Raw genomic sequence first — 516 nt, 5'->3', positions numbered from 1 at the left:
ATTTGAAATCATGAGCATGTTTAATAAAAGACTATTTAATACGTGTATAGCGCGAGTGCTGCGGTTTGAGGTAATGAGTAATTTCGTCTATACGGTTAAGATACATTTAAAATTTGTGATGTTATAAATTTTAAATTTTTTGCAACAGAATCATATTTGTTAGCAACCTCAGCAATAGTCAAAGAGTCAATTTCTTTGCTCATCTTAGTTTTTTCTATTTTATGAATCAGGTAATAACTCTTTCTCAGATTTTTTTTTCTTGAATATAAAAGAAATTTCCCCATTTCTTTCTAAAATAGCTTCATCAACCTCAGCAATGTCATTTAGACCATATTGTGTTCTTAATGATTGTAAGATGTCATTCTTAGTAAGCCGGCAACAATGTAACTTATCCCAATTGTATTTGTTATTTTGTACAAGGAGCATTTTATCACCTTTAATAAATTTACCCACGCGGCGACTTTTATAAGACAAAAAGGCCAGCATTCTATGAATTATGACAATAACAGCACAAAC

At 30.4% G+C, this 516-nt stretch carries 1 protein-coding gene; it reads right to left on the bottom strand.

The features are described from left to right. Positions 1-219 precede the first annotated feature (219 nt). The coding region (locus E1P04_RS17515; protein WP_131784130.1) for a YetF domain-containing protein at positions 220-516 on the bottom strand (297 nt) is incomplete at its 5' end.

Source organism: Legionella gresilensis, from assembly GCF_900639865.1.
Taxonomy (GTDB): domain Bacteria; phylum Pseudomonadota; class Gammaproteobacteria; order Legionellales; family Legionellaceae; genus Legionella_C; species Legionella_C gresilensis.
This window is presented reverse-complemented; position numbering and strand designations above follow the sequence as displayed.